The organism is Brevibacterium sp. SIMBA_078 (assembly GCF_046534565.1).
Classification (GTDB): domain Bacteria; phylum Actinomycetota; class Actinomycetes; order Actinomycetales; family Brevibacteriaceae; genus Brevibacterium.
Window position 1 is genome coordinate 1 of record NZ_JAWRYQ010000597.1, and the last position, 235, is coordinate 235.

The 235-nt window shown below is 32.3% G+C and carries 1 protein-coding gene; it reads left to right on the top strand.

The genetic code is table 11. From position 1 onward, the window contains the following. Positions 1–235 (top strand): hypothetical protein (locus SB749_RS20930; protein WP_410712011.1); only part of this gene is annotated, 235 nt, incomplete at both ends.

Consider the following 235-nt stretch of genomic DNA (forward strand, 5'->3'; position numbering starts at 1 on the left):
TAAGAGATGCAGAATTATGGGAGTATGAATTTCTCGATAAAAAAGAAATCATTATTTATTTCTCCATTACAGATTTAAATAGAAAAGCAACGACTCACGATTATCCGCTAGCTCCCCAAGAAGAATTGGATGAAAGAGATAATTACATCTCAATTGATGTTCATAGTAATCTCGATCTCAAAAAAACGCTTGAAGAAGATACATTTGATGACTTTATCACCACGATCTCTTCTTT